Source organism: Roseovarius ramblicola, from assembly GCF_042430665.1.
Lineage (GTDB): Bacteria > Pseudomonadota > Alphaproteobacteria > Rhodobacterales > Rhodobacteraceae > Roseovarius > Roseovarius ramblicola.
Map to the genome: position 1 here is coordinate 165,434 of NZ_JBHMEC010000026.1, position 26,023 is coordinate 191,456.

The window sequence follows — 26,023 nt, forward strand, 5'->3', positions numbered from 1 at the left end:
CGCGCGACCTTACATCCAGGGCTGCAACACGATCTTGGGCGCGGCTACGCGGCCCGCGCGGATATCGGCAAAGGCCGCCGCCCCCTCCGACAGGCCGCGCCGCTCCGCCCAGTCGAGCGGACCCAGACGACCCGCGAACATTGCCGCGCAGGTGTCGCGGAAATCCTGTGCCGTGTAGGTATAGGTGCCGATAAAGGTGATTTCCTGCAGCGTCATCCGCCTTATGTCGAGCCCGCCCGCGTCCTCGCCCAGCCCGATATGCACGATCACACCGCCCGGCTCGGCCCGCGCCGAGGCCACGGCGCGGGTGGAGGAGAGCCCCACCGCGTCGATCACCAGCGGCCAGTCGCCCGCCGCCTGTGCCACCGCCGCCACCCCGCAGCGCTGCGCGAGATGGTCGCGGCGGCCTGCGTTGGGCTCGGCCACGACCACCTCACCGCAGCCCTGAGCGGTGAGCGCCAGTGCGGCGGCCAGCCCGATCGCGCCGCCACCGATCACCAGTGCGCGGGGGGGCGTGTCCGGATGCAGCGCCGCCAGCCCCAACCGCACCGCGTGCCAGCCGACCGCCAGCGGCTCGGCCAGCGCGGCCGTGGCCAGCGGCACCTCGTCGGGCACCGGCACGAGGTTGCGCTCGGGCATCCGCAGGAATTCGGCGAATGCCCCCTCGCGCGGGGGCATGGAGATGATCTGCCGCACCGGGCACAGGTTCTCGCGCCCCGCGCGGCAGGCGGGGCAGTCCCCGCAGGTGACAAGCGGGTTGATCGTCACCCGCGCGCCGTCGCGCGGCCCGCCCTCGACCACCCCCGCCGCCTCGTGCCCGAGGATGAGCGGTGCCGGGCGGCGCGCGTCATGGCCGAGATATGCGTGCATGTCCGAGCCGCAGATGCCTGCGGCACAGACCCGGATCAGCACCTCGCCCGCCTCGGGGCGCGGCAGCGCCACCTCGCGGCACTCCAGCGTCTCGCGCCCGGTATAGACCAGCGCCCTCATCGCGCGGTGAACCCGCCATCGACCATCAGCACCTGCCCGGTAACATAGGCCGACGCGTCCGAGCACAGGAACAGGAGCGGCCCGTCGAGGTCCTGCGCCCGCCCGTTGCGCCCGATGCAGGTCGCGGCTGCATTGCGCGCCGCGCGGTCGGGATCATCGAACACCGCCGCCGTGAGTTCGGTCGGGAAAAACCCCGGCCCGAGCGCGTTGGCGGTGATGCCGTGGGGCGACCACGCCTCGGCCATCGCGCGGGTCATCTGCGCGACGCCGCCCTTGGACGCGCCATAGGCGACGCCGCCGGGAAAGGCGCGGAAGGATTGCAGCGAGGCGAAATTGACGATCCGGCCCCAGCCCCGCGCCTGCATCGCGGGGACAAGCGCCTGTGACATGAAGAACGGGGCCGAGAGGTTCACCGCCAGCGTCGCCTCCCAGCCCTCGCGCGTCACGTCATCGGCGGCCTGCCGCGGGTTGAGCCCGGCGGCGTGGACCGCGATATCGGGCGGGCCGAAGGGGGTGGCGATGGCGGCAGCCAGATCATCGAGCGCCTCGGTATCGGCGACATCCCCCGCCACCGCCGCCGTCTCTCCCCCCGCCTCGTCGCGCCACGCGTCGAGCGCCGCGCGCCGCCGCGCCACGCCCACCACGCGCGCGCCCGCGCGGGCCAGCACCAGCGCAGCGCGCCGCCCGAGGCCCGAACTTGCGCCGGTGACACAGGCCACCCGCCCGACGACGGAGAACAGGTCACCCGTCACCTCAGCCCTCCGCCGACAGGTCGAAAGTCTCGCCGGGGAAATACTTGCGCAGGCGGATATCGGCGGTGCGCGCGTGGCCTTCCATCCCCTCCAGCCGGGCGATGCGCGCGGTGGCCTCGGCCACCGGTCGCGACCCTTCGCGCGTGGCGCGCTGCCAGGTGACGATCTTCATGTACTTGTGCACGCTGAGGCCGCCGGTATAGCTCGCGGCCCCGCTCGTCGGCAGCACATGGTTGGTGCCCGACGCCTTGTCGCCGAAGGCCACGGTCGTCTCTTCGCCAAGAAACAGCGAGCCGTAACAAGTGAGCCGACCCAGCCACCAGTCGAGGTCGGCAGCCTGCACCGTCAGGTGCTCGGGCGCGTAGGTGTCCGATGTGGCGGCCATCTCCTCGCGATCCGAACACAGGATCACCTCGGCATAGTCGCGCCAGGCGGCCGTGGCGTTGTCGCGGTTCACCTCGGGCAGGTCGTCGATCAGAAGCGGCACGAGGCGCATCACTTCCTCCGCCAGCGCGCGATCATCCGTGACCAGCCAGACCGGCGAGTTGTATCCGTGCTCGGCCTGCCCCACCAGGTCGGTCGCCACGATCATCGGATCGGCGGTGGCGTCGGCGAGGATCAGGCTGTCGGTGGGCCCGGCGATCATGTCGATGCCGACGCGGCCAAAGAGCATCCGCTTGGCCTCGGCCACGAACTGATTGCCCGGACCGACGAGGATGTTGGCCTTGGGCAGCCCGAACAGCCCGAAGGTCATCGCCGCCACCCCCTGCACCCCGCCCATCGCGAGGATCTGGTCGGCACCGCAGACATGGGCGGCGTGGATGATGGCGGGATTGATCCCCACGTCCGGGCGCGGCGGCGAGCAGGCGACGATATTGCGCACGCCCGCCACCTTGGCGGTGGTCACGGTCATGATGGCGCTGGCGATATGGCTGTAGCGCCCGCCCGGCACATAACAGCCCGCCGCATGCACCGGGATCGCCTTTTGCCCGGCGATCAGCCCCGGCACCACCTCGACCTCGAAATCGGCCACCGTGGCCTTCTGCGCCTCGGCAAACTTGCGCACGTTGTCATGGGCGAACTCGATGTCGCGACGCAGCTTTTCCGGCACCCTTGCCGCGGCCGCCTCGATCGCCTCGGGCGACAGCACCAATTCCCCCTCATATCGGTCGAATTTCGCCGCGTATTCCAGCGCCGCCGCGTCGCCCCGCGCCTCGATATCGTCGAGAATGCCCCGCACGATGTCACGCGTCTCGCTGGCGTCGCTGCGCGAATGGCGGGGGGCTTTCTTGAGATATTCCGTCGGCATGAATGGCTCCTGTTTCACTTGTAGATGTCGGGAAGCAACGTCGTGGAAATCGCCGGAAGATACGCGATCATCAGCGTTACCACGAGCATGAAGAACACGAACGGCACCGCGCGCCACGCGATCCGCAGGATCGACTCGCCGGTCAGCCCCGCCACCACGAACAGGTTGAGGCCCAGCGGCGGCGTGATGAACCCCACCCCAAGCGCGGTGATCATCATGATGCAGAACTGAATCTCGTTCATGCCGATACTGTCCGCCAACGGCTTCAGGATCGGCGCGAGGATCACGATGTTGGGCGTCGTCTCCATCACGCAGCCGGCGGCGATCAGGATGCCCACCATCATCAGGATGAGCACCCAAGGCTCATCGCTCACCGCCGTGGCGGCGGTGACAAAGCCCTGCGGCACACCGAGGATCGCCAGTGCCTGCGCCAGCGGCAGCGAAAAGGCGATGATCGGCAGGATCACCCCGTTGACCTTGGCCGAACTCACCAGCATCTCGGGAAAATCGCTGAGCCTGAGCGTGCCGAGGACGAACCCCATGACGATCGTGACCACCACCGCCGTCGCCCCCGCCTCGGTCGGTGTCATCCGCCCCGAGAAGATGCCGTAAAAGATGATCCCCGGCACGATGAACGCGTACCACCCCGATTTCAGTGCCGACCAGAGCCGCGTGGCCCATTCCCCGAACGTGATGTTGCCGCCGCCCTCCCAGCCGTTAAGCCGGTTCATGATGATGTTGGTGACGAGGATCGACACCAGGATCGCCAGCCCCGGAATGAGTGCCGCCATGAACAGCGTCGAGGCGGAAATGCCCAGCACCAGCCCGATGATGATATAGGCGATGGAGGGCGGGATCAGGATGCCGGTGCACGCCCCGGCTGCCACCAGCGCGCAGGCATAGGGACGCGGATAGCCCGATTCCACCAACCGCGCGATGGTCATCCGCCCCACCGCTGCGGCCCCCGCCGCGTCCGAGCCGGAGATGGCGGCGAACATCCCGCACACCAGCACCGTGGCCGAACCGAACCCGCCGCGCGCGAACTGCGTCAGCGCCTCGGCCACGTCGAGGAATTTGCGGCTGAGCCCGGTGCGCACCAGCACGTCGCCCGTCAGGATAAAGAGCGGCACGGCGGTGAGCGCGAAATGGTCGATGCCGTGAAACAGGCTCTCCCCCACCAGGCTCAGCGGCAACGCCCCCGACCACAGCAGCATGACGATGGCCGCCGCGCCGATCGCCGCCCAGACCGGCACGGCGAGCGCCACCAGCAGCACGAACAGCAGCACCGGGGCGTAGAAATCCCAGCCAAGCTCGACGCTCTGATCCAGTTGGTTCCACAGCACGGCAGACCCCTCAGTCGAACATCTTGCCACCCTCGTACACGGGCCGCCCGTGCCGAAGGTCGCGCAGATCGCGTATCAGGGACTGCAAGAGGCGCAGCATCACCAGCCCGAACCCGACCGGAACGGCGGCAAGGAACCAGACCTGGCTGATCCGCAATCCATGCGTGACCGAGCCGAACCTGGCCGACACGAGCGCCGCCTCCAGCGACCAGTAGAACGCCACGACCGCCACCGCGAACATCACCAGATCACCGAAGATGTAGAGCACCGCCTTTGTGCGCGGCCCGACATAGGCCATGATGACGTCGATGCGGATATGCCCGCGCTCGCGCACCGCCGCCGCCGCGCCGATCCAGGCGAGGTAGATGAACGCATAGCGCACGATCTCCTCGCCCCAAATCGAGGAATAGGCCAGAAGCTCGCGGCGCAGCACCTCGACGAACATGGTGACGACGAGCATCACGTAAAACACCAGAAGCGCCCAGCGTTCGGCGTTGCGGTTCAGGGCGTGAAGGATGCGGGGCATGGCACTCTCCTTGTCCGGCCGCGCGCCGGGACGGCGCGGGCCATGGCCGAGGCGCGTATCGCCCCGGCCCCGTTACCGGCTCAGGCGTCGTGGACGTAATGCCGCCCCTGCGTCCCGGCGGCCTCGGCCAGCCGCTCGAACGTCTCCCTCGACCCGGCGAGTTCGAGCTTGAACTCGTCCCACTCGCCACGCTGATAGCCGCCGGTCTCCTGCCACTCGGCCAGTTGATCGTCGCTGAGCGTGTGGAACTGCACCCCGGCCTTTTCCAGTTCGGCCATGGCGTAGGTCCGCGCCGAGGGCACCTTGGCGAGGTTCTGATGCGCGGTCATCTCGCCCGCCCATTCGATCCCCTCCCGCACGTCGCCCGGCAGCCCGTTGAACCATTCCAGGTTGACCGAATAGACCTGACTGTCCGGCACCGCCTGGGTGAACGTCACATGGCTCAGGATGTCCTTGAAGCCGAAGACGAAGAGCGCGCCCACCGACGGGTCGAGCGCGTCGGCCACGCCCTGCTTGATCGCCGAGGGGGTCTCGCCCCAGGCCACGGGCGTCGGGTTCGCGCCCACCATCCGGTAATACTGCTGAAGCATTTTCGAGCCCGGCACCCGGAACTTGACCCCCTTGAGATCGCCCGGCGTCATCACCGGCCCGGCCCCGCCCTTGCGCATCGCCACGACGCGCGGGTCGATCACCACGTAAAACAGCGGCTTGAATCCGGCGGCCTCGACGCGTGGATGCACCTCTGTGCGCCACGCGTCCGAAGTGACAAGGTTGGTAAACCTCTGGTTGGAGCCGCAGAAATAGGGCAGGTTGATAAGATCGACGGCGCTGGCGAAGGGCGCGAAATTCGACAGCGAATGCTGCGCGCACTGGATCGTGCCGCCCTGCACCGCCTGCACCAGCGCGCCGCCCGCACCCAACTGCCCGCCCGGGGCGAGCTTGACATAGACCTTGCCGCCGGTGGCGTTCTGGATGTTTTCCTTGAGGTCGAGCTGCATGATCGGATAGCTGCGCGACGCGCCCAGCACATAGGCGGTGGCGAGCGTCATGGTGTGCTCGGCGGCCTGCTGGCGCTCGCGCTCCTCGCGGGCGGTTTGTGCGGCGGCCTCGGACGACCACAAGAGCCCCCCCGCCCCGGCCACCAGAGCGGCGGTAAAGCTTCCGCTGGCCGCGAGTTTCAGGAAATTGCGGCGCTCCTCGCTGACACGCTCCTTGGTATCATGGGTCATCTTGTCCTCCCGGTTGGTCAGTCCTGTTGGTGGGTTCGGTCGTATTGGCCGCGCGCCTGCGCCTCGCGCCGCAGGATGGCGATGACGAAAGCGATGGAGGCGGCAAGCAGAACCATCATTTCCTGTACATCGCTCAGAAACGTGCCCGAACCGGACGCGCCGAGCGCGACGTTCAGGACGAAAACGGCTGCCAGCACCGACGAGACCGCGAGCGACATGGTCCTCTCCTCCCCGGGAAATCCATGATTCCTGTCTAGTGTAAGCGCTTACATTGCGCGGTGCAAGCGCTTACATAGAACGATGCAAGCGCTTGCACCGCAGGCTGGACTGGTGCCGGCGCAGCGTGCAGGATAGATCACCGCCACAGCCCGGAGACCGCCCCTTGCCAGCCGACCGCACAGACACCGCCCCCGGTGCCCCTACGCTCTCGGACGTGGCCGCGCGGGCCGACGTCTCCACGGCCACGGTCTCGCGCGCCCTCAACGTCCCCGGCCAGGTCTCGGAGGCCACCCGCGCGCGGGTGATGCAGGCGGTCCGCGATCTCGGCTACGCGCCCAATTTCGGGGCCCGCGCGCTCGCGGCAAAGCGCACCAACACCTTCGGCGCGGTGATCCCGACAATGGACAACGCCATCTTTGCACGCGGGCTTCAGGCGTTTCAGGACCGGCTGCGCGAGGACGGCGTGACGCTTCTGGTGGCGTCATCGTCCTACAAGCCCGAGCAGGAGGAAGAGCAGATTCGCACCCTCATCACGCGCGGGGCCGAGGCGCTGCTGCTGATCGGCCATGACCGCACCGAAGCCGCCTATGCCCTGCTCGACCGCCAGCGCATTCCCTACCTCGTCACATGGGCGTGGGAGGCGCAGGCCCCGCGCCCCGGCGTGGGCTTTGACAACCGCGCGGCGATGCAGGCGCTCGCCGCCGAGGTGATCGCGCTTGGACACCGCCACCTCGGCCTGATCACCGCCGATCCTGCGGGCAACGACCGGGCGCGTGCGCGCATCGAAGGGGTGCGCGCGGCGATGGCGGCGGCGGGGCGCGATAAGGATGCGCTGCGGATCGAGGAGACTCCCTATGCCATCGCGGGCGGCGCCGCTGCCTTCGCGAGGCTGATGGCGGTGCGGCCACGCCCCACGGCGGTACTGTGCGGAAACGATGTGCTGGCTGCAGGCGCGCTCACACAGGCGCGCGCGGACGGGATCGCGGTGCCCGGCGATGTGTCGATCACCGGCTTCGACGATATCGAACTGGCCGCGATCCTCACCCCGGCGCTCACCACCGTGCATGTGCCCCATCGCGAGATGGGGCGGCGCGCGGCGGAGGTCTTGCTCGACATGCGCGCAGGAGCCGCCGCGCCACCGGGCCTGCGCCTCGACGTCGGGGTCGCCTGGCGCGACTCGCTCGGCCCGCCGCCGCGCCGGGCCTTCGACGGCTCCCCGGGCGCTTGAGCATGTCGCTCAGAAACGGGAACCGGGTTTGAGCTCTTCGAACATGCGAAATCAAACAGTTGGAGTGTGGCGCGTGACGGCGGATGTACGCGGGCACGCTCCAGTGTTCGCCACCTGACAAAAGGGTCCCGGCTCGCTCCGATGCGCCGTCGGGCACTCGGACGAAGGCCCGAGCGGCAGGTGTGCGGACGGCGCGGATTGTTGCCGGATTCGTTGTGAAGGGTGCGATTGGCCTGTTCCCGCCATTCGCCTCCCTGGCCCCGGCGCGGCTCACTCGAACGTCCCCTTCAGGCCAGCACGGGTCACAGCCCCGCTCCGCCCGAGCCCGCATGTCCGGCTGCCGACCGTCCTGCGACTGTTTCACACAAGGATACCGGACCAGCGCCCCATACCCGGCTTCCATCGGGTATCCTTTGCCAGGTGGCGAAAGCCAGCTCAGCGCGTCACAGCTTGCGGATCTTCAGCCGCGTGATGCGGTTGTCCTTGCGGGCCATGACCTGGAAGCGGAAGCCGTGAAAACTGAACACCTGGTCCACGGTGGGGATGCTCTGCGCCTCGTGGATGACCAATCCGGCCACAGTGTTGGCGGCGTCGTCGGGCAGGGTCCAGTCGGTGGCGCGGTTGAGGTCGCGGATGGTCATCGCCCCGTCAACGATATAGTCGCCGTCGGAAGCACGGCGCAGCGGGTGATCGGCCTCGGCATCGAACTCGTCGACGATTTCGCCAACGATCTCCTCGAGGATGTCCTCAAGCGTGATCAGCCCTTGCAGCGCGCCGTATTCGTCCACCACTAGGGCGAAATGGCTGCGCATGCGCAGGAATTGCCGCATCTGTTCGTCGAGCGTGGTGGTCTCGGGCACGAAATAGGGCTCGCGGGCGATGCTGCGCACGTCGAACGCGTCGAGCTCGGCGGCACCGGTTCCGTCCTCGACGGCGAGCTTGTGGATGGCGCGCAGCAGATCCTTGGCGTGGACGATGCCGACGATGTTGTCCTGATCACCCTCGTAGAGCGGCAGCCGCGTGTGATTGCTGGCGAGGCACTGCGCGAGAATCTCCTGAGGGCGCGCCTCGACGTCGAGCATCTGGATGCGCGAGCGATGGATCATCACCTCCTCGACCGCGCGGTCGCTGAGGTCGAGCGCGCCGAGGATGCGGTCTCGGTCCTCCTTCTCGACGACGCCCTCGGACTGCCCCAGCCACAGTGCGCCGGCGATCTCCTCGCGCACGGCGAGGATATGGCTGTCGGGGTCGGTCTGCACCCCCACGCAGCGCAGGATCAGCCGCACCAGCCAGCGCACGGCGGAGACGACGGGATCGAAGACGCGGACCACCCAGACGATCACCGGCGCAGTGCGCGCCGCCGCCGTCTCGGCATTGGTGATGGCGTAGGTCTTGGGCAGCACCTCGGCGAAGATCAGCACCAAGAGCGTCATCACCAGCGTCGCCAGCGCCACGCCGCTCTCGCCGAAGAGACGGGTGAAAAGCGCGGTGGCCAGCGAGGCGGCGAGGATGTTGACGAGGTTGTTGCCCAGCAGCACCGAGCCGATCAGGCGTTCGTTGTCCTCGGTGATGGTGAGCGCGGTTTCGGCCCCGCGCGATCCCTTCTCCGCCTGCGCGCGCAGCTTGCCGCGTGAGGCTGCGGTGAGCGCGGTCTCGCTGCCCGAGAAGAAGCCCGAAAGCACCAGCAGCCCGAGGATCGACATGGCAGTGATCCAGAAGGTCGGGTCGAGATAGGCGGCGAGCGAGTCCATGGGTCTGCGTCCTTGAGATGATATGGCGGGGTTATGGCGTCTCGGGGGGGCGCGTTCAAGGCGGCGCGAGCGCGCGCTCAGCGCTCCGCGTCAGTCTCGCGGCGGGCGGTGCCGAGCGGGTGATGCGCCTCCACCAGCGCGCGTAACCGGGCGTCGAGGACGTGGGTGTAAATCTCGGTGGTGGCCAGATCGGCATGGCCCAGAAGCGTCTGGATCACCCGCAGGTCCGCCCCGTTCGCCAGCAGATGCGTGGCAAAGGCGTGGCGCAGCCGGTGCGGGGTGACGGTGTCGGGATCGAGCCCGGCATGCGTGGCGATCTGCTTGACGAGGCCGTAGAACCGGTGCCGCGTCAGATGCCCGGCCCGGCCCGAGGAGGGAAACAGCCACGGCGAGGCGGCGCGCCGCTTGTCGCGCGCGCGCACCGCGAGCCAGGCGGCAAGCGCAGCGCGCGCCGGCGGCGACAGCGGGACCAGCCGCTCCTTGCCGCCCTTGCCGCGCACCAGCAGCATTTCGGGATCGCCCTGCGCTGCGGCCACCGGCAGGCCGACGAGCTCGCTCACCCGCATGCCGGTGGCATAGAGCAGCGCCACGAGCGCGCCGTTGCGCACCCGCTCGGCATCGCTGCGCCCAACCTGCGGTGCGGCATCGAGCAGCCGCTCGACCTCGGTCTCCGACAAGGTGCGCGGCAACGCCCGGCGGCGCCCCGGTCCCTGCAGGCGGATGGCGGGGTTGTCGCGGCGCCAGCCCTCGTCCACGGCGAAGCGGTAGAATTGCCGGATCGACGAGAGCCGCCGCGCGCGGGTGGCCTGTGCCAGCCCCTCGGTGTCGCAGGCCACCAGATACGCCTCCACATCCGGCTGCGTGGCGGTGAGCAGATCATTTTTCTTCCACGCCGCGAGCCAGTCTTCAAAGGCGCGTAAATCGCGGCCATAGGCCATGAGCGTATTATGCGCGGCCCCCATCTCGGCGGCCTGTGCCTCGAGGAAGGTGGCGATCCGGGTCGTCGCGGGGCTCATCGGTCCGGTCCCAGCAGCACGATCTGCAGGGCCGCGCGGCGGGCGGTATCCTCCAGTCCGGCGGCGCGCAGGGTGGAGAGCGCGGACCCGACCGCCGAGGGCGCAACCCGCCCGGCGCGGTCGTCGATCAGCGCGGCGGCGGCGAGGATCGCCTCGCCGAGACGCCCCTCCGATATCAGCCGCCGATGCTCGGGTGCGGCGGAGGTGGCGCTGAACCCGGCGGCGATGGCCGATTGCATGCGGGTTCCGGCATCCGTGGCGCGCGGGCGGCCCCCGGCGAGTCCGGCGAGGAACCTGTCATGTGCGGTGGCGGGCGCGCGGATCTCGCCTGCCCGGGCGTAGAGTGGCGACAGCAGCACCATCTCCGCGGCGCGCGCGGCGACCGGCGCCGGCAGGGGCGCGGCGGCCAGCAGACGCTCGGCGAAAATCTCCGACAGAACGGTCTCCAGCCCGATGGCGCGCGCGCCCTCCCATGCGGCAGGCAAGGCGTCGGTCAGCGTCCCCGGCCCGGCACCGGGTCCGAGAGCGCGATCGAGGGCCTGCACCGCCGCGACACGGCCCCACACGCCGCCCGAGGCGGCAGGCGTGCGCTCCGTGTAGAGCCCGAAGAGCCGCGTGGCCGCGAGCGCCCCGGTCTGCGCCAGCCGCTCTGCGGCCACGATCTCGGCCTTCCATCCGGCCGTGCCGCGCAGGTCCGCCATCGCATAGGCGCGCGGCAGGTCGCGCGTACCCAGCGGCGCACCGATGGATTCGTACAGACGAAAGCGCAATGGAGTCATGTCCTTGGGCGGCACCGGCGCGCTTATTTCCTCGATCAGCCCCGGCTCGAGATGCAGCGCGAGCAGCGTCACGTCGGGCTCGGTGATCGCACCGCTCGCCTCGGCCCCGTGCAGGATCAGCGCGGCGGTCTGCCAGTCGCCCGCGCGGGCGAGGCAATAGATGCGGGCGCGGGCATCGGTGCTCAGGTGGGGGGTATCGGCGAGCGCGGCGCAGGCGCGGTCCTCGCGCCCGTCGAGCAGTGCCAGGTCGAGCCAGGCGTCAAACAGCGCGGGGTGTGCCCCGCCTGCGCGCTCGACCAGCGCCAGCGCGGGCTCGACCGCGCCGAACCGGCGCAGCGCCGCGAGGCGCGCGCGCAGGAACGTTGCGTTGGCGCCGCTGTCGGGGGGCGCGTCGGCCTCGGCCAGCAGCAGTGTGTAGTAGAGCGCCTGCATGGCGGGCAGCGGACGCTCGGGCAGCCGTCCGATATGGCGGGTGAGGGCAGCGGTGGCGCTGCTCTCCCAGAGCGCGCGCGGCAGGCCGGTCGTCGCCGTCGGCAGCAGCCCCGCCGAGCCGGCGCGCGGCGCGCCGAGCGGTGTTACGGTCACGTCGGGGCGATCGGCGCTGTCGGCGGTGTCCGGCGCGTCGGGGAGCGTCACGGCGGCGGTGCCCATCTCGTCGAGCCACTCGATGGCCGAGAGCGGGGCCTGCGCCGGCGCCGGGCCCGACCACAGGAGGAGGGCGAGAAGGGCGCTACTCGATCTCAAGGATGATATCCTGCCGCGTCTCGGATTGGGCCGGGGTGAAATCGGCACCGAAAAACGGGCCGATATAAGCGTAGGCCACGAGTCCGATGAACCCAAGAATTGCAAGGTAGAACAACCATTTGATAAGACGAAACATGGGACGGTCCGTTTGCTCTCGGGGTGATTTTGCCCACTTATAGCTGGCAATTCCGGCAAGATCACGCCATTGAGTGCAAAATGTCCCAATCAGGCAAGGGAGCGCCGGGCGTGGCGGCTGGCAAGCGCTGGAAACTGAACAGGACGGTGGTGCTCGTCGGCATGATGGGCGCGGGCAAGACCGCCGTGGGACGCGCGCTCGCCGCGCGGCTGGACGTGCCGTTCCGCGACTCGGATGTCGAGATCGAGAAGGCGGCCAACATGACAATTGCCGAGATATTTCAAAGGGATGGAGAGGAATTCTTTCGCGCGCGGGAGAGCGAGGTGATCGACCGGCTGCTCGATGCCGACCCGGCGATCCTGTCGGTGGGCGGCGGTGCCTTTCTGGCGGCGCGCAACCGCGAGACCATCGCGCGAAAGGGGCTTTCGGTCTGGCTCGATGCCGATCTCGATCTCTTGTGGTCGCGGGTAAAACACAAGAATACCAGACCCTTGCTGCGCACAGCTCATCCACGAGAGACACTGCGTGACCTCTGCGAGGCGCGCGTGCCGCTCTATGCGCTGGCAGATGTGCGGGTCGAGGCGCATCGCGACTATTCCATCGACGACATGGCCGCGCGGGTCGAGGCGGCGCTGGCGGCGCATGGAGATGTTCTGGAGGAGATGACGTGATCGAAACAGTGCATGTGCCGCTTAATGAGCGGGCCTATGACGTGGTGATCGGGCCGGGGCTGCTGGAGGCTGCGGGGGCGCGTATCGCGCCGCTGCTGGGACGGCGCAACGTGGCGGTCGTGAGCGACGAAACGGTCGCGGCCCTGCATTGGGAAACGCTTCGCAAGGGGTTGGAAAGTAATGGTATTTCATCTGATTTGCTGACCCTTCCACCGGGCGAGTCGACCAAGTCATGGCCGCATCTGGAGCGCGTCGTGGAATGGCTGCTGGAGCGCAGGATCGAGCGCGGCGACGTGGTCGTGGCGTTCGGCGGCGGCGTGATCGGCGACCTTGCGGGCTTTGCCGCCGCGATCCTGCGGCGGGGGGTGCGGTTCGTGCAGATTCCCACGAGCCTGCTGGCGCAGGTGGACAGTTCGGTGGGGGGGAAGACGGGGATCAACTCGGCAAAGGGCAAGAACCTGATCGGGGCGTTTCATCAGCCGAGCCTGGTGCTGGCGGACACCGAAGTGCTGGGCACGCTGACACCACGGGACTACCGGGCCGGATACGGCGAGGTGGTGAAGTACGGGCTTCTGGGAGACAGTGAATTCTTTCAATGGCTTGAAGGACACGGCTCATCCGCCGCCGACGGCGATATGGCGGCGCGCATCCACCTGGTGAAGCGCTCGGTCGAGATGAAGGCCGGCATCGTCAGCCGCGACGAGACCGAGCAGGGCGAGCGCGCATTGCTCAACCTTGGCCATACATTTTGTCATGCGCTGGAGGCGGCGACACAATATGATGGGGCGCGCCTGCTGCATGGCGAAGGGGTGGCGATCGGCTGTGCGCTGGCGTTCGAGCTGTCGGCGCGGCTGGGGCTGTGTTCGCAGGAGGAGCCGAGCCGCGTGCGCGCCCATCTGCGGAACATGAAGATGAAGGTCGATCTATCTGATATTCCGGGAGAATTGCCGGATGCAGAGGGTCTCCTGTCGCTGATGTCGCAGGACAAGAAGGTGGTGGATGGCAGGCTGCGTTTCATTCTCGCGCGCGGCATTGGCGACGCCTTCATCACCTCGGACGTGCCGCCCGAGGCGGTGCGACAGGTGCTCGACGACGCGCTCGCGGCGCGGGCGAACCTGTAGGTTCAGAGCGTCAACCGCACGGTTGAGCGCGGCCGGCGCACGCGGCGTCAGGTATTCGGAAACCAGTGCCGCGTGCGGTTGGCAAAACCCACGAGCGAGAGCATCACCGGCACCTCGACCAGCACACCCACCACGGTGGCGAGCGCTGCGCCCGAGCCGAGGCCGAACAGGCTGATGGCCACAGCCACCGCAAGCTCGAAGAAATTCGACGTGCCGATGAGCGCGCAGGGGGCGGCGACGTTGAACGGCACGCGCCACGCCCGCGCGAGGCCGTAGGCCACGATGAAGATGCCGTAGCTTTGCAGCAGCAGCGGCACGGCGATGAGGGCGATCACGAGGGGCCGGTCGAGGATCACCTGCCCCTGAAAGCCGAAGAGCAGCACCACCGTGACCAGCAGGCCGAGGATGGTGATCGGCTTGACACGGGCGCGGAACGCCTCGACCGCCGCTTCGCCGCCCTGCCGCATCAGGCGGCTGCGGGTGGCGATCCCGGCGATGAGCGGGATGACGATGTAGAGCAGCACCGAGATGAGCAGCGTCTGCCAAGGCACGACGATATCGGTCACACCCAGCAGGAGCGCGACGATGGGCGCGAAGGCAAAGACCATGATGACGTCGTTCACGCTGACCTGCACGAGGGTATAGGTGGCGTCGCCGCGGGTGAGCTGTGACCAGACGAAAACCATAGCGGTGCAGGGCGCGGCGCCGAGCAGGATCAGCCCGGCGAGGTACTGCTGCGCGTCTGCGAAGGGGATGAGATCGGCGAAGACGATGTGAAAGAAGAAGCCGCCCAGAATCGCCATCGTGAAGGGCTTGATCAGCCAGTTGACCGCGAGCGTGATGACGAGGCCCTTGGGCCGGTCGCCCACCTGCCGCAGCGCGCCGAAATCGACGCCCACCATCATCGGGTAGACCATCGCCCAGATGAGCAGCGCGACGGGCAGGTTGACGCGGGCGATTTCGGCGCCGGCGAGGGTCTGGAACACGCCGGGCAGGAGATTGCCCAGCAACAGCCCCGCGCCCATGGCCAGCGCCACCCAGAGCGAGAGCCAGCGCTCGAACGTGCCCATCCCGCCGGGGGCGTCTGCGGTATGATCGGTCATGGCGTGAGGGATAGGCCCGCGCGGCGGGGGGCGCAAGCGGGGTTTCGCGACGTTTGTGTGACGGGGGCGAAGTCTTGAAAAGACTTCGATCCGATTTCTTTTGAAGAAATCGGGGTGGCGCGCGGATCAGTCGGCGAGTTTCACAAGGGCGTGGCGCTTGCGGCCCGCCGAGAGCTTGATCGGGGAGGACAGCGCGGCTGCGTCGATCAGCAGCCCTGCGTCGGTGAGCGGTGCGTCGTCGAGCCGCGCGCCGTTCTCGGCGATCAGGCGCTTGGCCTCCTTGCCGGATTTGGCGAGCCCCGCGCGCACGATGAGTTGCACCACCGAGATGCCGTCCGCCACCTCGGCGGCGGTCAGGTCGAGCGTCGGCAGGTCATCGCCCACGCCGCCCTTTTCGAACACCTCGCGGGCCGTGGCCTCGGCGGCCTGCGCGGCCTCGGGCCCGTGCAGCAGCGTTGTCACCTCTTTCGCGAGGGTGATCTTGGCCGCGTTGATCTCCGACCCCGCGAGCGCGCCCAGGCGGTTGCACTCGTCGAGGGGCAGCTCGGTGTAGAGCTTGAGGAAGCGGCCGACATCGGCATCCATCGTGTTGCGCCAGAATTGCCAGAACAGGTAGGGGCTGCACATTTCCGCATCGAGCCAGATCGCGCCATCGGCGGATTTGCCCATCTTGCGCCCGTCGGCGGTGGTCAGGAGCGGCGAGGTGAGGCCGTAGATCTCGTGGTCGAGGACGCGGCGGGTGAGGTCGATCCCGTTGACGATGTTGCCCCACTGATCGGAGCCGCCCATCTGCAACACGCAGCCATAGCGGCGGTTGAGTTCGAGAAAGTCGTAGGCTTGCAGGATCATGTAGTTGAACTCGAGGAACGACAGCGATTGCTCGCGGTCGAGGCGCGATTTCACGCTCTCGAACGCCAGCATCCGGTTGACCGAGAAATGCCGCCCGATGTCGCGCAGGAACTCGATGTATTTCAGCCCGTCGAGCCATTCGGCATTGTCGAGCATGAGCGCGTCGGACGGCCCGTCGCCATAGGTGATGTAGGCGGCAAACACGCGCTGGATGCCGTCGATATTGGCCTGGATCGCGGCATCGTCCAAGAGCGGGCGCTCATCCGCGCGAAAGCTGGGGTCGCCGACCTTGGTGGTGCCGCCGCCCATCAGGGTGATCGGCCTGTGCCCCGTCTTTTGCAGCCAGCGCAGCATCATGATCTGGATGAGCGAGCCGACATGCAGCGATTTCGCGGTGGCATCAAACCCGATATAGGCGGGCACGACGCCCGCGGTGAGCGCCTCGTCCAATCCCTGGTAATCGGTGCAATCCGCGAGGAAGCCGCGCTCGATCATCACGCGCATGAAATCGGATTTCGGGTGGTAGGTCATGGCGCTTGTCCCGCTGTGATTTGCGCGGCATGTATAGGCAGTCGCGGGGTGAAGGAAAAGGCCATGTTGAAGGCGGGTCGGCTGTGGGCGCTGGGGGCGATGTCGGGCACCTCGCTGGACGGGGTGGACGCCGCCATGATCGCGACCGATGGCGAGGCGATCCACGGCTTCGGGCGGACAGGCTACCGGCCTTATTCGGAGGCCGAGCGGGCGGTGCTGCGCGCCGCGCTGGGCCACTGGGCGGGGCCGGAGGTCGAGGCCGCGGCGCGGGTGGTGGAGGATGCGCATGCGGAGTTGCTGCGCGGCTTTGACGGCGTCGCGCTGGTGGGGTTTCACGGTCAGACGCTGGCGCATGATCCGCGCGGGCGCGGCACCCGTCAGGCCGGGAACGGCGCGCGGCTGGCCGGGGCGCTGGACCTGCCGGTGGTATGGGATTTCCGCAGCGCCGATGTGCGGCTCGGCGGTGAGGGCGCGCCGCTGGCGCCGTTTTATCATTTCGCCTGCGCGAAATGGATCGGGGCCGGGGCGCCGCTGGCGTTTCTCAACCTCGGCGGGGTGGGCAACCTGACCTGGGTCGATCCGCGCTGTGCGCGGCCCGAGGACGATGGCGCGCTGCTGGCGTTCGACACCGGCCCGGCGAATGCGCCGCTCAACGACCTGGTGCAGGCGCGGCTGGGGGCGGAGTGCGACCGCGACGGCGCGCTGGCGCGGCGGGGCCGGGTGGCGCAGGGGGCGCTGGAATTGTTCCTCCATGAGCCGTGGTTCCTGCGGATGCCGCCGAAGTCGCTGGACCGCGATGCGTTCGCCGAGATGGTGGCGCTGGTCGGCGAATTGCCCGATGCCGACGCGGCGGCGACGCTGACGGCGATGGCGGCGTCGGCGGTGATGCGCGGGATGGAGCATTGCCCTTCGCTGCCCGCGCGTGTTCTGGTGACGGGGGGCGGGCGCAAGAACCCGGTGATGATGGAGATGCTGCGCGCGAGCCTGGGCTGTCCGGTGGCGCCGGTGGAGGAGGCGGGGCTTGACGGTGATATGCTGGAGGCGCAGGCCTTCGGTCATCTGGCGGTGCGGGTGGCGCGGGGCTTGCCCACCTCGTGCCCGGGGACAACGGGCGTGCGCGCCGCCGTGTCGGGCGGCACGCTGAGCCGGGCGGAAGGAGGGGCGGATGGAGTACGTGCTTGACGACGGGCCGGGGGACGGGCTGCGGCTGGGTCTGATCGTGCTGAGCGTTGATACCGGGCTGGAATGGGAGGCGCGGCAGGTGTTCGCGGGCCGCGCGGCGCATGTGGTGCACACGCGCATCCCGGCGCGCGACCATGTCACGCCCGAGGATCTCGTGCATATGGCGCCGGAACTGACACGCAGCGCGGCGCTGTTGCCGCCGGGGCTGGGGGCCGTGGGCTATGGCTGCACCTCGGGGGCGACGGTGATCGGGCCGGACGAGGTGGCGCGGCGCGTCGGCGAGGCGCATCCCGGCACGCCGGTCACCAACCCGCTGAGCGCGGTGATCGCGGCATTCGGGGCGCTGGGGGTGCGCCGGATCGGCATGGTCACGCCCTACCTGCCGGAGGTGGTGGCCCCGATGCAGGCGGCGCTGGCGTCGGCGGGCGTGGAGGCGGTGGCCGCCGAGAGCTTTGGCGAGAGCGACGACCGGATCGTGGGGCGCATCCCCGAGGCGGCCACGTTGCGCGGGATGCTGGACGTTGGCGCGCGGCCCGGTGTAGAGGCGGTGTTCACCTCGTGCACCAACCTGCGCAGCATGGGCGTGATCGACGAGGCGGAGGCGGCGCTGGGCAAGCCGGTGGTGACCTCGAACCAGGCGATGTTCTGGCATATGCTGCGGCTGGCGGGGGCCGGAGAGCGGGCGCGCGGCTGGGGGCCGGGGCGGTTGTTTGCGGTGTGAAGGATTGCGGCATGGCGTGCTATTGTGCGGAGGGCCGCGCCCGACCCTGGGAGGGCGCAGTGGTCCGCTTGTTCAGTGCGCAGTGCCCCAAAGCCCCGGTGTCGTCCGTGTTGCGAATGACCTCGCCAAAGCGCCCTCCCGGGGGGAGGGTCGGGCGCGGCCCGGGCTAACGCCCGAGCCAAGGGTTGTGCTGTTGGTGTTTCGAAAGGAAGGTGCGGCTGTAGGCGATGGGCCGGTTGGCCAGAGGCTTTCTCGATAGATCGCAACGCTATGAAAAAAAACAAAAGGACGAAAACGGCCATGAGGAACAGCAAACTGAACCCCGCCACCGTCGCGGCGCAGGCGGCGGGGGCGGTGGATGCGCAGACCGGCGGGGTGGTGCCGGGGATCAGCCTTGCCACCACCTATCTGCGCGGCGAGGACAACGCGCTCCTGCGGCCCGACAACACCTATGGCCGGGATCAGAACGACACGGTGCGGCAGACCGAGGAGGTGGTGCGCGCGCTGGAAGGGGCGGCGGCGAGCCTGCTGTTGCCCTCTGGCATGGCGGCGGTCGCGGCGGTGTTCCGGGCGCTGCCCTCGGGGGCGCGGGTGGTGATGCAGACCGGCATCTACTGGGGCACGCTGAAATGGGTGCGCGACTATTGCGTGCGCCGGGCGATCATCCTCGACGAGGTGGACGCCGCCGACCCCGACGCGCTGGCGCGGGCGTGCCGCGACAGTGCCGACATGGTGTGGATCGAGGTGCCGTCGAACCCGTGGCTGCAATGCGTGGATATCGCCGCCGCCGCAGGGATGGCGCACAAGGCGGGCGCGGTGCTGGTGGTGGATGGCACGGCGGCGACGCCGGTGCTGACCCGCGCGCTTCACCTCGGTGCCGACCTGTCGATGCATTCCGCGACCAAGGCGCTGGGCGGCCATTCGGACGTGCTGGGCGGGGTGCTGTCCTGCCGTGACCCCAAGCTGCCGATGTGGGCCGAGATCGCCACCGACCGGCACGATGCGGGCGCGGTGATCGGCCCGTTCGAGGCGTGGCTCTTGATGCGCGGGATGCGGACCTTGCCGCTGCGGGTGGAGCGGATGTGCGCGAACGCGCAAAGGGTGGCGGAATGGCTCGACGCGCATGACGGGGTGGCGGCGGTGCTCTATCCCGGGCTGCCGGGGCATGACGGGCACGCGGTGGCGGCGCGGCAGATGACCGGCGGCTATGGCTACCTGCTGTCGTTTCTGGTGACGGGCGACCGGGCACGCGCGCTGGAGGTGCTGGGACGGCTGCGGCTGTTTCACCGCGCGACCTCGCTGGGCGGTGTCGAGAGCCTCGCCGAACACCGCGCCAGCATCGAGCCGCATTCCGGGATTCCCGAGACGCTGATCCGGCTGTCGGTGGGGATCGAGGACGCGGGCGACCTGATCGCGGATCTGGACGCGGCGTTGGGGTAAGCGCGGCGATGCGCGGGAGGCGGGCGTTGCCGGGTCCATGGGGCAGGGAGACGGGTGACGGGTGAGCGTGACGGGCGCCCTGTCCTATTCGATCGCCGCCATCAGCCGTCCGAGCGCGGCGCCCGCGTCCTGCTCGCGCCAGATTTCCTCGCCGTAGGCGAGAAAGTCGCTGACCGGGGCGAGGCTGGCCACGGTCTCTGCGTCGAGCGCCCCCTCGGCCACGACCGGCAGTTCGATCATCTCCGACCACCATTCGAAGATTTCGCGGTCCGCCTGTGCGCCGCTGCCGAGCGCGGTCTGTCCCACCGGCCCGAACGAGACGTAGTCGGCGCCCGCCTCGCCCGCGCTCATCCCGTCATGGCGCGAGGTGCCGCAGAACGCGCCGACGATGGCGTCGGGCCCGAGATCCTTGCGCGCCGCGCGCACGCCGCGCGCGCCGTCGGCGAGGTGCACCCCGTCGAGCCCGAGCCGTCCGACGAGGCCGACATGCCGCTCGATCACCACCGCCACGTCGCGCGCGTGGGCGACCTCGCGGCAGGCGTCCGCCGAGGCGGCCACGGTGTATTCGTCGGTGCTGGCGAGGGCCACGCGCAGGCAGGCCACGGGATGCGCGTCGAGCACCGCGGCGAGCCTGTCGGTGAACGGCGCGATCTCGAAGGCGGGGGGCGTGACGAGGTAAATCTGGGGCTGCTCTCTATCGGTCATCGGGCGGGCTCCGCTCTGGTCTGCCGGTCCTCTTAGCGGGGAATTGCGGGCTTGGCCATGGGCCGAATTCGGTGCTGGCACGCGGGCGCGTGCGTGCCTATTCTCGGGGCAAGGAACGAGAGGGGCGGTGCGTGGCGATTGCAGGGCTGGCCGACGGGCTGACGCGGGGGATAGAGGGATTTGGCGAGCGGGTCTCGGGCGCGCTCTTCGAGCCGGTGATCCGGCTTGGCGTCACCGGCCTCGCCCGGGCCGGAAAGACGGTGTTCATCACCTCGCTGGTGGCCAACCTGCTGGACCGGGGCCGGATGGGCGGGCTTGCCGCGGCGGGCGAGGGCCGCATCCTCGGCGCCTATCTGCAGCCGCAGCCCGACGTGACGTTGCCGCGGTTCGACTACGAGACGCATCTCGCCGCGCTGACCGGACCCGAGCCGCGCTGGCCCGAGAGCACGCGCAGCGTCTCGGAACTGCGGCTGTCGCTCAGGGTGCGGCCCGCGGGGATGCTGGCGGGCATGGCCGGGCCGCGCAACGTGCATCTCGACATCGTCGATTATCCCGGCGAGTGGCTGCTGGATCTGGCGCTTCTGGACAAGGACTATGCCGCCTGGTCGCGCGAGGCGCTGGCGCGGGCCGGGGGGCGCGCGGAGGGGGCGTCCTGGTGCAAGGCGCTGGCCGGGGTCGATCCGGCGGCCGCGTTCGACGAGGGACAGGCGCAGCGCCTTGCCGCCGGGTTCACCGCCTACCTGCGCGCGGCGCGGGAGGCGGGGCACGCCGATTGCACGCCGGGGCGGTTCCTGCTGCCCGGCGATCTGGAGGGCGCGCCGGTGGTGACCTTCGCGCCGCTGCCCGAGGCGGAGGGCGCGGGGCGCGGCAGCCTGCGCGCCGAGATGGCGCGCCGCTTCGAAGCGTACAAGCGCGCGGTGGTGCGGCCGTTCTTCCGCGCGCATTTCGCCCGGATCGACCGGCAGGTCGTGCTGGTGGACCTGCTCGACGCCCTGCACCGGGGGCCGCTGGCGGTGGAGGAGACGCGCCGCGCCATGGCCGATATCCTCGGCACGTTCCGGCCCGGGCGCAATGCGTTTCTCACCCGTCTGCTGCAGGGGCGGCGGGTGGAGCGGCTGCTGTTTGCCGCGACCAAGGCCGATCACCTGCATCACGCGCAGCATCCGCGCCTTGCCGCGATCATGGAGGCGATGCTGCGCGAGGCGCGCGACCGGGCGCAGTACGCGGGCGCGGATGTGCGCGGCATGGCCATCGCCGCGCTGCGCGCCACGGTGGAGGAGACCCGCCGCCATGGCGGCGCGGAGGTCGAGCTTGTGCGGGGCCGGGTGCCCGGGGGCGGGCAGGCGGCGTTCCATGCCGGCGAACTGCCCGCCGATCCGGCGGCGATCCTGTCGCCCGCGCGGGCGGGGGCGGAGGCGTGGCCGGAGGGCGCGTTCGGCAGCATGCGGTTCGCGCCCGCGCGGCTGGGCCTGCGGGCGGGCGAGGGACCGCCGCATATCCGGCTCGACCGGGCCGCGCAGTTTCTCTTCGGGGACCGGCTGTGAGGCTGGCGCGCGCGCATATCTGGCAGGTGCCGCGGCTGGCGGCGATCCTGTGGGCCGCGACCCGGGCCACGCCGGGCCGGCCCTGCGCCCGCAGCCACGCCGACGATCTGGCCCTGCTGTGGCGCGAGACCTGGCGGGGCCGGGTGCGGGTGGCGCGGGCGCGGGTGCGGCAACCGGTGCGGGGGCGGATCGCCGGGTTTCTCATGCGCCGGGAGACGCGGCTGCATGCGCTTTACGTGGCACCGCGATGGCGCGGGCGGGGCGCGGGCCGCGCGCTCCTGTCGGAGGCGCAGGCGCGGGCGGGCGCGCTCGATCTGTGGGTGCTGGAAGAGAACACGCGGGCGCGGGCGTTCTACCGGCGGGCCGGGTTTGCCGAGGCGGAACAGGACCGGCGCGGCGGTGGCAATGACGAGGGGCTGCCGGATATTCGCATGATCTGGCGGGACGATGTCTGGCGGGAAGATGTCTGGCGGAACGGGGAGGCGCGGGCATGAGCAAGGGGCCGCTGCTGATCGATCTGGGCGACGAGGAGGAGGCCGCGCCCGACCGCGCGCCGCCGGTGCCCGACGAGGCCGCCCCGCCCGAGGGCCGGGCGATGCGCGCGGCGATGGCGGGGCTGGCGCGCCGACCCTCGTGGCTGGCGCGGGCGTTCTGGGCGCTGGCGCTGGCGCTGCTGGGCGTGGTGGTGTCGGTGGCGGCATGGGATTTCGCGGTGGCGCTGATGGAGCGCGCGCCGCTGTTGGGGCGTGCGGTGACGGCGCTGGGGGCGCTGCTGCTGGTGGTGGCGGTGCTGATCGCGCTGCGCGAGGCGGCGGGGTTTGCCCGGCTGGGGCGGCTCGACCGGTTGCGCGCCGGGGCCGAGGCGGCGCAGGCCGGGGACGACCTGGACGCGGCGCGCGAGGTGGTGGCGCGGCTGCGCAAGCTCTGCGCCGCGCGGCCCGAGGCGGCCTGGGGGCTGGCGCGGCTCGACGAGCGCGCGGGCGAGCCGGTGGATGCCGAGGCGCTGCTGGCGCTGGCCGAGGCGGAATTGCTGGTGCCGCTGGATACGGCGGCGCTGCGCGAGGTCGAGGCGGCCGCGCGGCAGGTGGCGACGGTGAGCGCGCTGGTGCCGCTGGCGCTGGCCGATGTGGTCGCCGCCATGGTGGCCAACCTGCGGATGATCCGCGCCGTGGCCACGATCTATGGCGGGCGCACCGGCACGCTGGGAAGCTGGCGGCTGGCGCGCGCGGTGGTGGCGCATCTGGTGGCCACCGGTGCGGTGGCGGTGGGCGATGACATGATCGGCAGCGTCGCGGGCGGCGGCGTGCTGTCGAAGCTGTCGCGCCGCTTTGGCGAGGGGGTCGTGAACGGCGCGCTGACCGCGCGGGTGGGGCTGGCGGCGATGGAGCTGTGCCGCCCGCTGCCGCGCATCGCCGTGGCGCGCCCGACCGTGGGCGGCGTGGTGCGGCGCGCCCTGGCCGGGCTGTTCGCGCGCGGCGAGGGCTGAGGCATGGATTTCGAGGTGTTCGCCGTGCTGGTCGCGCTGGGGCTGCTGGCGCTGGTGGTGGTGGGCATCCCGGCGCTGCTGGTCGGGCAGGCGCGGCTGCGCCGCCGGGTGGCGGCGCTGGAGGCGGCGCTGGAGGAGGGCGCGCCGGAGGCGGCTGCCATGCCCGGCGCGGCGGCACCTGCCGGGACGGGGGCCGAGGACGACACCCCGGCCGGGCCACCCGCGCCGGACGCGGCCGAGGTGGCAGAGGTGGCCGAGGTGGCAGAGGTCCCGAAATACCCCGGCCTTGCCGCCGGTCTCATGCGCTGGCTGCGGGGCAACTGGGCGGTGGCCGTGGCGGGCGTGTCGCTGGCGCTGGCGGGGGTGTTCCTCGTGCAATACGGCGTCGAACGGGGGCTGCTGACGCCCGCGATGCGGGTCTGGGCGGCGCTGGGCCTCGGCGCGGCGCTGGTGGCCGGCGGCGACGTGCTGCGGCGGCGGCACGGCGATGCGGCGGCGGTGCCCTCGGGGCTGGCGGGCGCCGGGCTGATCGTGCTGTTCTCGGGCGTGCTGGCGGCGCGGGCGCTATACGGGCTGATCGACCCGGGCGCGGCGCTGGCCGGGCTGGTGGCGGTGGCGGCGCTCGCGGTGGTGCTGGGCTGGTTCCACGGGCCGGTGCTGGGCGCGCTGGGTCTCATGGGCGCGGGCGCGGCGCCGTTCCTCGTCGGCGGCGAGAGCGCGGCGGCATGGCTCTTCTACCCGTATTTCGCGCTGCTGGCCGTTGTCGGGCTCGCCGTGGATGCCGCGCGGGGCTGGCGCTGGCTGTCATGGCTGGCGCTGGCGGTGGCCGTGACCGGCGCGCGGCTGCTGTATCTTGGTGGCGTGGCGGCGGAGCATTTCCTCGGCTTCTGGGCGCTGGTGGTGCCGGCGGCGGTGCTGGTGCCCGGCCTGCGCGTGGTGCCGCGTCATCCCGGTCCGGGCCTCGGGCAGCGGCTGGTGGCGGGGGGCGGCGCGTGGCCCGCGCCGCCGGTGATGCTGGCCGCCGCCGCGGTGGCGCTGGCGAGCGGCGCGGCGGTGCCGGTGGCGGTCGGGGCGCAGACCGAGGTGCTGGCATGGCTTGCGCTGTCGCTGCTGGCGGGCATGGCGGCAGCGCTGATCCTCTGTACACGGGCCGCGCCGGGGATTGCCGACCTGCCGGCGTTGCCGGTGGCGGCGGCGCTGGCGCTGGTGGCGCTCGATGGCGTGCAGGGCGGGCCGCTGGTTGCGGTGTTCCGCGCCGCGCGGCTGCCGGAGGCCCCTGCGCCGCTGGCCGCGACGATCCTGATGGGCGCGGGTGCGGGCCTGTCGCTGCTGCTGGCCCTGCGGATGCGGGGCGCGGCGGGGGCTGTCCCGGCGATCCTGTGGGGCCTCGGCGCGGCGTTGACCGGGCCGGGCGTGGCGCTGGCGCTGGAACTGACATGGCAGCCCGGCGCGGTGCTGGGCGGCTACCCCTGGGCGCTGCACATCATGGGCATGGCGGCGCTGATGGTGGCGCTGGCGGCGCGGGGCGCGCCGCGCACGCCCGAGCCGCGCCCGGTGGCGGCGATCCTTGCGGGGGCGGCGCTGACGCTCATCGCGCTGGCGCTGTTCGTGGTGCTGAGCAAGGCGGCGCTGACGGTCGCGCTGGCGGTGATGGTGCTGGCCACGGCGGGGATCGACCGGCGCTACGACCTGCCCCTGCTGACGCTGCCGGCGCAGGCCGGGGTGGCGGTGATCGGCTACCGGCTGGTGGTCGATCCCGGCATCGGCTGGGCGGTGGAAGAGGCCGGGCGCGGCGACGTGGCGCTGGGGCACCTGGGGCCGCTGGTGCTGCTGGCCGCGGCCTGGTGGCAGTTGGGCGCGCGGGGCCGGTTGGTGACGCGCGGGGTCGTGGAGAGCGCGATCTGGTCCGTCGCGGCGATCCTGCTGAGCGTGGTGCTGATGCGGGTGCTGGGCGGCCCGGGCGCGATGGGCCATGCCGGGCTGGGCCTGACGGCGACGGTGTGGCTGTCGGTGGCGCTGGCGCAGCTCTGGCGGCTGCGCGGGGCGGGGGCGGTGCTCAGGGCGCTGCGGACGGCGCTGGCGGTGGTGACGGGGGCGGCGGCGCTGGGCCTGCTGGCGATGCAGGCGGTGCTGACCAACCCGCTTGCACCGTTCATGTGGCGGCGCGAGCTGGTGGCCGGGCCGCCGGTGCTGGACAGCCTTGCCGCTGCCTACCTGCCGGTGGCGCTGTGCCTTGCGGTGGCGGCGTGGCGGATGGATCACCTGCCGCGGTGGCTGTGCCGGGGGTTCGCGGGCGTGGCGGCGGGCTATGCGGCGTGGTACGGCGCGCTGGAGATCCGCCGCCTGTGGCAGGGGCGCGACCTGAGCCTGCCCGGCGTGCCGGAGGGCGAGCTATACAGCTATACCGTGGCGCTGATGGCGGTGGCGCTGGGATGCCTTGCGCTGGCGGTGCTGCGGCGCTCCGAAGCCTTGCGGCGGATCGCCATGGCCGGTGTCGCGCTGACCGTGGCCAAGGTGTTTCTGATCGACATGGGCGGGCTGGCGGGGCTGTGGCGGGTGGCGGCGTTTCTCGGGCTGGGGCTGTCGCTGGCGGGGCTTGCCTGGATCAACGCGCGGATCACCGTGCGGATGGGGCGCGACGGCTGAGG

The 26,023-nt window shown here is 70.7% G+C and carries 24 protein-coding genes; 10 read left to right on the plus strand and 14 right to left on the minus strand.

The features are described 5' to 3' along the window. Window positions 1-9: 9 nt before the first annotated feature. The 7 genes from ACFFU4_RS15645 to ACFFU4_RS15675 all read right to left on the minus strand — a co-directional run bounded on the left by ACFFU4_RS15645 (window position 10) and on the right by ACFFU4_RS15675 (window position 6,367). On the minus strand, window positions 10-990 hold the full coding sequence (locus ACFFU4_RS15645; protein ID WP_377070757.1) for an alcohol dehydrogenase catalytic domain-containing protein: 981 nt from the start codon (window positions 988-990) through the stop codon (window positions 10-12). Continuing rightward, the gene (locus ACFFU4_RS15650; protein WP_377070759.1) at window positions 987-1,742 is read right to left on the minus strand and encodes an SDR family NAD(P)-dependent oxidoreductase; all 756 of its coding nucleotides are present in this window, start codon (window positions 1,740-1,742) and stop codon (window positions 987-989) included. The genes ACFFU4_RS15645 and ACFFU4_RS15650 overlap by 4 nt, the downstream gene beginning before the upstream one ends. A 1-nt stretch (window position 1,743) precedes the next feature. Continuing rightward, the gene (gene hisD, locus ACFFU4_RS15655; RefSeq protein WP_377070760.1) at window positions 1,744-3,051 is read right to left on the minus strand and encodes a histidinol dehydrogenase; all 1,308 of its coding nucleotides are present in this window, start codon (window positions 3,049-3,051) and stop codon (window positions 1,744-1,746) included. A gap of 14 nt (window positions 3,052-3,065) precedes the next feature. Further along, window positions 3,066-4,394 carry a TRAP transporter large permease gene (locus ACFFU4_RS15660; protein ID WP_377070762.1) on the minus strand — a complete coding sequence of 443 codons (1,329 nt, stop codon included), beginning with the start codon at window positions 4,392-4,394 and terminating at the stop codon, window positions 3,066-3,068. A 10-nt stretch (window positions 4,395-4,404) separates the two neighbouring features. Beyond that, window positions 4,405-4,920: a TRAP transporter small permease gene (locus tag ACFFU4_RS15665; RefSeq protein ID WP_377070763.1), complete on the minus strand. Its 516-nt coding sequence runs from the start codon at window positions 4,918-4,920 to the stop codon at window positions 4,405-4,407. 80 nt (window positions 4,921-5,000) lie between these two features. Then, on the minus strand, window positions 5,001-6,149 hold the full coding sequence (locus tag ACFFU4_RS15670; RefSeq protein WP_377070764.1) for a TRAP transporter substrate-binding protein: 1,149 nt from the start codon (window positions 6,147-6,149) through the stop codon (window positions 5,001-5,003). Window positions 6,150-6,166: 17 nt separating this feature from the next. Beyond that, the gene (locus tag ACFFU4_RS15675; RefSeq protein ID WP_377070765.1) at window positions 6,167-6,367 is read right to left on the minus strand and encodes a hypothetical protein; all 201 of its coding nucleotides are present in this window, start codon (window positions 6,365-6,367) and stop codon (window positions 6,167-6,169) included. Between the two features lie 164 nt (window positions 6,368-6,531). On the opposite strand from ACFFU4_RS15675, the gene ACFFU4_RS15680 reads away from it, so the two are divergent. Further along, a complete protein-coding gene (locus ACFFU4_RS15680) occupies window positions 6,532-7,596 on the plus strand; it encodes a LacI family DNA-binding transcriptional regulator (protein ID WP_377070766.1) in 1,065 nt (354 codons plus the stop codon). A gap of 443 nt (window positions 7,597-8,039) precedes the next feature. On the opposite strand, the gene ACFFU4_RS15685 is transcribed toward ACFFU4_RS15680, so the two are convergent. From ACFFU4_RS15685 to ACFFU4_RS15700, 4 genes are all read right to left on the minus strand, one after another. Continuing rightward, on the minus strand, window positions 8,040-9,347 hold the full coding sequence (locus ACFFU4_RS15685; protein WP_377070767.1) for an HlyC/CorC family transporter: 1,308 nt from the start codon (window positions 9,345-9,347) through the stop codon (window positions 8,040-8,042). Between the two features lie 77 nt (window positions 9,348-9,424). Further along, the gene (locus ACFFU4_RS15690) at window positions 9,425-10,363 is read right to left on the minus strand and encodes a tyrosine recombinase (RefSeq protein WP_377070768.1); all 939 of its coding nucleotides are present in this window, start codon (window positions 10,361-10,363) and stop codon (window positions 9,425-9,427) included. After that, the gene (locus ACFFU4_RS15695; RefSeq protein WP_377070769.1) at window positions 10,360-11,886 is read right to left on the minus strand and encodes a hypothetical protein; all 1,527 of its coding nucleotides are present in this window, start codon (window positions 11,884-11,886) and stop codon (window positions 10,360-10,362) included. Before ACFFU4_RS15695 ends, ACFFU4_RS15690 begins: the two co-directional genes overlap by 4 nt. After that, window positions 11,873-12,022 (minus strand): hypothetical protein, encoded by a 150-nt coding sequence (locus tag ACFFU4_RS15700; protein WP_377070770.1) that lies wholly within the window; start codon window positions 12,020-12,022, stop codon window positions 11,873-11,875. Before ACFFU4_RS15700 ends, ACFFU4_RS15695 begins: the two co-directional genes overlap by 14 nt. 80 nt (window positions 12,023-12,102) lie before the next feature. Here ACFFU4_RS15700 and ACFFU4_RS15705 point away from each other — a divergent pair, with 80 nt between their 5' ends. Both ACFFU4_RS15705 and aroB read left to right on the plus strand, forming a co-directional pair. Then, window positions 12,103-12,693 carry a shikimate kinase gene (locus tag ACFFU4_RS15705; RefSeq protein WP_377070771.1) on the plus strand — a complete coding sequence of 197 codons (591 nt, stop codon included), beginning with the start codon at window positions 12,103-12,105 and terminating at the stop codon, window positions 12,691-12,693. Then, a complete protein-coding gene (aroB, locus tag ACFFU4_RS15710; RefSeq protein WP_377070772.1) occupies window positions 12,690-13,814 on the plus strand; it encodes a 3-dehydroquinate synthase in 1,125 nt (374 codons plus the stop codon). The genes ACFFU4_RS15705 and aroB overlap by 4 nt, the downstream gene beginning before the upstream one ends. A gap of 47 nt (window positions 13,815-13,861) precedes the next feature. On the opposite strand, the gene arsB is transcribed toward aroB, so the two are convergent. Both arsB and tyrS read right to left on the minus strand, forming a co-directional pair. After that, window positions 13,862-14,917 carry an ACR3 family arsenite efflux transporter gene (gene arsB, locus ACFFU4_RS15715; RefSeq protein WP_377070773.1) on the minus strand — a complete coding sequence of 352 codons (1,056 nt, stop codon included), beginning with the start codon at window positions 14,915-14,917 and terminating at the stop codon, window positions 13,862-13,864. A 126-nt stretch (window positions 14,918-15,043) separates the two neighbouring features. Beyond that, a complete protein-coding gene (gene tyrS, locus ACFFU4_RS15720) occupies window positions 15,044-16,297 on the minus strand; it encodes a tyrosine--tRNA ligase (protein ID WP_377070774.1) in 1,254 nt (417 codons plus the stop codon). 63 nt (window positions 16,298-16,360) lie between these two features. Between tyrS and ACFFU4_RS15725 the strand changes: the two genes are divergently transcribed. The 3 genes from ACFFU4_RS15725 (at window position 16,361) to ACFFU4_RS15735 (ending at window position 19,640) form a co-directional block, all read left to right on the plus strand. After that, window positions 16,361-17,479 carry an anhydro-N-acetylmuramic acid kinase gene (locus ACFFU4_RS15725; RefSeq protein ID WP_377070775.1) on the plus strand — a complete coding sequence of 373 codons (1,119 nt, stop codon included), beginning with the start codon at window positions 16,361-16,363 and terminating at the stop codon, window positions 17,477-17,479. Continuing rightward, on the plus strand, window positions 17,463-18,200 hold the full coding sequence (locus ACFFU4_RS15730; protein ID WP_377070777.1) for a maleate cis-trans isomerase family protein: 738 nt from the start codon (window positions 17,463-17,465) through the stop codon (window positions 18,198-18,200). Before ACFFU4_RS15725 ends, ACFFU4_RS15730 begins: the two co-directional genes overlap by 17 nt. A gap of 300 nt (window positions 18,201-18,500) precedes the next feature. Beyond that, the gene (locus ACFFU4_RS15735; protein ID WP_377070778.1) at window positions 18,501-19,640 is read left to right on the plus strand and encodes a trans-sulfuration enzyme family protein; all 1,140 of its coding nucleotides are present in this window, start codon (window positions 18,501-18,503) and stop codon (window positions 19,638-19,640) included. Window positions 19,641-19,724: 84 nt separating this feature from the next. Here ACFFU4_RS15735 and ACFFU4_RS15740 read toward each other — a convergent pair whose 3' ends face one another. Then, window positions 19,725-20,345 carry a thiamine phosphate synthase gene (locus ACFFU4_RS15740; RefSeq protein WP_377070779.1) on the minus strand — a complete coding sequence of 207 codons (621 nt, stop codon included), beginning with the start codon at window positions 20,343-20,345 and terminating at the stop codon, window positions 19,725-19,727. Between the two features lie 131 nt (window positions 20,346-20,476). On the opposite strand from ACFFU4_RS15740, the gene ACFFU4_RS15745 reads away from it, so the two are divergent. From ACFFU4_RS15745 to ACFFU4_RS15760, 4 genes are read left to right on the plus strand one after another with little or no spacing between them, the layout of a single operon-like run. Next, window positions 20,477-21,889 (plus strand): YcjX family GTP-binding protein, encoded by a 1,413-nt coding sequence (locus ACFFU4_RS15745; RefSeq protein ID WP_377070780.1) that lies wholly within the window; start codon window positions 20,477-20,479, stop codon window positions 21,887-21,889. Continuing rightward, window positions 21,886-22,383: a GNAT family N-acetyltransferase gene (locus ACFFU4_RS15750; protein WP_377070782.1), complete on the plus strand. Its 498-nt coding sequence runs from the start codon at window positions 21,886-21,888 to the stop codon at window positions 22,381-22,383. The genes ACFFU4_RS15745 and ACFFU4_RS15750 overlap by 4 nt, the downstream gene beginning before the upstream one ends. Further along, window positions 22,380-23,375 (plus strand): YcjF family protein, encoded by a 996-nt coding sequence (locus tag ACFFU4_RS15755; RefSeq protein WP_377070783.1) that lies wholly within the window; start codon window positions 22,380-22,382, stop codon window positions 23,373-23,375. The genes ACFFU4_RS15750 and ACFFU4_RS15755 overlap by 4 nt, the downstream gene beginning before the upstream one ends. Window positions 23,376-23,378: 3 nt before the next feature. After that, a complete protein-coding gene (locus tag ACFFU4_RS15760; RefSeq protein ID WP_377070784.1) occupies window positions 23,379-26,021 on the plus strand; it encodes a DUF2339 domain-containing protein in 2,643 nt (880 codons plus the stop codon). Window positions 26,022-26,023: the final 2 nt, after the last annotated feature.